This window comes from Streptomyces sp. NPDC057654 (assembly GCF_042800135.1).
Classification (GTDB): domain Bacteria; phylum Actinomycetota; class Actinomycetes; order Streptomycetales; family Streptomycetaceae; genus Streptomyces.
On the sequence record NZ_JBHVHQ010000757.1, the window covers coordinates 1 to 4,232 of the forward strand.

Genomic DNA, 4,232 nt, shown 5'->3' on the forward strand with positions numbered 1-4,232 from the left:
TCGCCGCGCCGGACGTGACCGAGCCGCCGATCTCGGCGTTCAGGCCCTTGACGGTGCCGGAGCGGTGGGCGTTGAGGGGCTGCTCCATCTTCATCGCCTCCAGGACGACGACCAGTTCGCCCTCGGCGACCTCCTGGCCCTCCTCCACGGCGACCTTGACGATCGTGCCCTGCATCGGGGACGCGAGCGCGTCGCCCGAGGCGGCGGAGCCGGCCTTCTTCGTCGCGCGCCGCTTCGGCTTCGCGCCGCCGGCCGCGGCCGTACGGGCCAGGGACATGCCGAGCGAGGACGGGAGGGAGACCTCCAGGCGCTTGCCGCCGACCTCGACGACGACGGTCTCGCGGCCGAGGGCCTCGTCCTCGTCGACGGCCGCGCCCGCGAAGGGCTCGATGGTGTTGGCGAACTCGGTCTCGATCCACCGGGTGTGGACCTCGAACGGGCCGCTGGAGTCACGCAGCTCGGGCGCGAAGGCAGGGTCCTCGACGACCGCGCGGTGGAACGGGATGGCCGTGGCCATGCCCTCGACCGTGAACTCCGCGAGCGCCCGCTTGGCGCGCTGGAGCGCCTGGCCGCGCGTCGCGCCGGTGACGATGAGCTTGGCGAGCAGCGAGTCCCAGGCGGGGCCGATGACCGAACCGGACTCGACGCCCGCGTCCAGGCGGACGCCCGGACCGGTCGGCGCCTCGAACTTGGTCACCGTGCCGGGCGCGGGCAGGAAGCCGCGGCCCGGGTCCTCGCCGTTGATGCGGAACTCGAAGGAGTGACCGCGCAGCGCCGGGTCGTCGTAGCCCAGCTCCTCGCCGTCGGCGATCCGGAACATCTCACGGACCAGGTCGATGCCGGAGACCTCCTCGGTGACCGGGTGCTCGACCTGGAGGCGGGTGTTGACCTCCAGGAAGGAGATCGTGCCGTCCTGGCCGACGAGGAACTCGACGGTGCCCGCGCCGACGTAGCCGGCCTCCTTGAGGATGGCCTTGGAGGCCGCGTACAGCTCGGCGTTCTGCCCGTCGCTCAGGTACGGCGCGGGGGCCTCCTCCACCAGCTTCTGGTGGCGGCGCTGGAGCGAGCAGTCACGGGTCGAGACGACCACCACGTTGCCGTGGGTGTCGGCCAGGCACTGGGTCTCCACGTGCCGGGGCCGGTCGAGGTAGCGCTCGACGAAGCACTCGCCGCGGCCGAAGGCGGCCACCGCCTCGCGCACCGCGGAGTCGTACAGCTCCGGTACTTCCTCCAGCGTGCGGGCGACCTTCAGGCCGCGCCCGCCGCCGCCGAACGCCGCCTTGATGGCGATCGGCAGGCCGTGCTCCTCGGCGAAGGCGACGACCTCGTCCGACCCGGAGACCGGGTCGGGGGTGCCGGCGACCAGCGGGGCCCCGGCGCGCTGCGCGATGTGACGGGCCGCCACCTTGTCGCCGAGGTCGCGGATGGCCTGCGGCGGGGGGCCGATCCAGGTCAGCCCGGCGTCGAGGACGGCCTGGGCGAACTCCGCGTTCTCGGACAGGAAGCCGTAGCCCGGGTGGACGGCGTCCGCCCCCGACTCGGCAGCGGCGGCGAGCACCTTGGCCATGTCCAGGTAGCTGGCCGCCGGGGTGTCACCGCCCAGCGCGTAGGCCTCGTCGGCCGCGCGGACGTGCAGGGCGTCCCGGTCCGGATCGGCGTAGACGGCTACGCTCGCGATTCCGGCATCCCGGCAGGCACGGGCGACGCGGACAGCGATTTCGCCTCGGTTGGCGATGAGCACCTTGCGCACGATGGCTCCCTCCTTGAAACAAGGTGAGTTTAGGTACTGGCAACACTCTGTGCCGACCCGACTCCGGGGGTGAGCTTGCCCACACGGAGCGTGAGGCGGCAGCCGAATGTGGGCCATGGAGGCCCAACTCCCCTGGTGTCCCACGGTACGCCCGGATGGTTGGAGCGCCGGTCGTGCCGCGATGTGGTCAAGGTCTCCAGCCGCGTGCGGGGCGCGGGGCGCGGATTCTTTGTGGAGACCCTACGAACGCGCGGGGGAAAGTTTGCCCGCACCTCCGGCCTGTCCACTGGCGGTCACCGCCTGCGTCGGAACCCTTGTCCAGTGGCTTACCCATGAGTAGCGTGCCCGATGTCGAACGTACCGCGGGTAACGACGCGCTGCCCGCGCGGAATGGCAGCCGAACAGCCGGAAGGGGCGGTGGAGGTGAAGAGCAGAGCGGTAGCCGCGACGACGGCCGTGGTGCTGGTGCTGGAGGCGATCGGCATCGCCTTCCTCAACTGGTTCCTCGGCCTGGTCGTCGACAAGCAGGGCATGTCCCTCGCGGGCCTGGACCCGCACGCGATGACGGTCGGAGCCTGGGCCGCGGGCGCCGTCTTCGCCCTCTACCTCCTCCTCTGCGCCTTCGCCCTCGCCCGCACCGCCTGGCGCGACCGCGCGCCCGGCATCTTCCTGCGCATCGTGCTCATCACGTGCGCGGTGGTGCACGCGCTGCTGGGCGCTTTCGCCGTCGGGCTGGTCGGCTGGTTCGCGTTCGCGCTGATGATGGTCGTACTGGGCCTGATCGTGCTGAGCCTGGTGCTGTACGACCGGGAGCCGGACGCCGAGTCGCCCGATACGCGGCCGACGAAGGCGGGGAACCCGCACCCGGCCTGACGACCCCAGAGGACCGGCCCGTACGAACCGCCTCAGCGCCCGAGTCGAAGCGTCGGCCGGGCACGAACGGGAGGCGACGGGCTCGCAGGGGCGGGGTCCGGGACGCTGCCGTGTATTTGTGGGCCGAAGTTCCGGGTTCCTTCAAACTGCCGGGCGAGCGGCCCGTAAATATACGGTCCCGGACCCCGCCCCGGAGAGCCCGGCGCCGCACCCCGACGGACGCTCCGCCCCGTACGACCGCCCCGCGCCGAAAGACGTCAGACGCCGTGCAAGGTCAACCCCTCCGCCTCCACGGCGGCACGCCGAACCGCCTCCGTCAGCGACTCACGGCGGCGGGTGAACTCGTCCAACGGCAGAGCCGCAGAGATGGCCGTGACCGGCCGGCCACGGCCAGGACCCCCGACCCCGCCCGCCGACGCCCGTACCGGCACCGCGACGCACGCCATGCCCGGCCGCGCCTCCTCGATCTCCACGGCGAAGCCGTCCCGGCGCACGCGCCGCAGTTCGAGGTCGAACCGGTCCGGCGACGTGATCGTGCGCGGCGTCAGCCGCCGCATGCCGCGCACGGCCAAGTACTGGTGCCGCGCGGCACGCGGCAGGGCGGAGAGCAGCACCTTGCCGTGGGCGGTGGCGTGCGCCGTCGTCTCCTGGCCCACCGAGAAGACGGCGTCCGTGTCATGGATGGCCGTCGTCCCGTCCAGCACGGCGATCTCGCCGTCCCGGTACGTGCTGAAGTACGCCTCGGCCCCCGCGCCCCGCCGCACCCGCAGCAGCACCTCGTGCAGCCCGTCGTCGATCCGCATCTGCCGCTGGAAGGCGCGGTGCAGCACCGGGAGCCGGTAGCCGAGCGTGTACCCGGCGGCGGAGCGCGTGAGATGCCCGCGCGCGGTGAGCGAACCGAGGAGCGCGTACACGGTCGACAGCCCGCACCCCAGCCGCCGGGCGAGGGCCTTGGCCGTCACCGGCCCGGCCGCCTCGGCGACCGCGTCGAGCAGATCCAACGCCCGGTCGACGGACTGCGGACCGGGGGCTGCGGGCGGGGACGCGGGCATGGGTGAGTGCTTCCTCGAAGACGACGAACGACCCGCCACGTTCCCGGCGGGCCGACCTCCCAGAATCGCACAGGTCCCATGTCCCGCGGCCTGCCGCGCAGCGCCCCCGTGCAGAGCCGCTGGAGGCAACGGTGGTGACCCGACCCTGTCGCTCTCGTTGACCAAGCATGATCAAACGCATCGCAACAGCCGTAGTCCTCGCCGCGTCCGCACTTTCGATGGCTCAAGGGGTCGCTTCCGCTGCCCCCGTGCCGGGGCCGGCGGCGCCCATGCCGCCGGTGCCCACTCCTGAGGCGCCGTTGCCCACCGCGCCGCTGCCGAAGCCGATGGAGGGGGCGGAGCCGCAGTTCAGCGTGTACCCCGGGGTGTTCGACGGGGTCGAGGGCGGGGCCGGCGGCGGGCTGGCCAAGGGGACCGCCACGGCGACCAGTGAGCTGCACAAGGGGGCCGGTCAGCTGCGGAGCGGACTGGCCGGCGGGGTGGGGCAGCTGACCGGGGGGCTGTCGCAAGGGGCCGACAAGGCCCTCGGGGAGCTGAGCCGGGCCATGCCGTAACAG

The 4,232-nt window shown here is 72.8% G+C and carries 4 protein-coding genes; 2 read left to right on the forward strand and 2 right to left on the reverse strand.

Features of this window, described 5'->3' with window-relative positions:
• Nucleotides 1-1,750, reverse strand: a 1,750-nt coding sequence (locus ACFU99_RS35155) for an acetyl/propionyl/methylcrotonyl-CoA carboxylase subunit alpha (protein ID WP_384400112.1), incomplete at its 3' end; no start/stop codon positions are given.
• 423 nt (nt 1,751-2,173) lie between these two features.
• Here ACFU99_RS35155 and ACFU99_RS35160 point away from each other — a divergent pair.
• Complete coding sequence (locus ACFU99_RS35160; RefSeq protein WP_384400115.1) at nt 2,174-2,623, forward strand: hypothetical protein; 450 nt, start codon at nt 2,174-2,176, stop codon at nt 2,621-2,623.
• 257 nt (nt 2,624-2,880) lie between these two features.
• Here the strand turns inward: ACFU99_RS35160 and ACFU99_RS35165 are convergent, their stop codons facing one another.
• Nucleotides 2,881-3,675 carry an IclR family transcriptional regulator gene (locus tag ACFU99_RS35165; protein WP_384400118.1) on the reverse strand — a complete coding sequence of 265 codons (795 nt, stop codon included), beginning with the start codon at nt 3,673-3,675 and terminating at the stop codon, nt 2,881-2,883.
• Between the two features lie 278 nt (nt 3,676-3,953).
• Here ACFU99_RS35165 and ACFU99_RS35170 point away from each other — a divergent pair, with 278 nt between their 5' ends.
• On the forward strand, nt 3,954-4,229 hold the full coding sequence (locus ACFU99_RS35170) for a hypothetical protein (RefSeq protein WP_384400121.1): 276 nt from the start codon (nt 3,954-3,956) through the stop codon (nt 4,227-4,229).
• Nucleotides 4,230-4,232 lie beyond the last annotated feature (3 nt).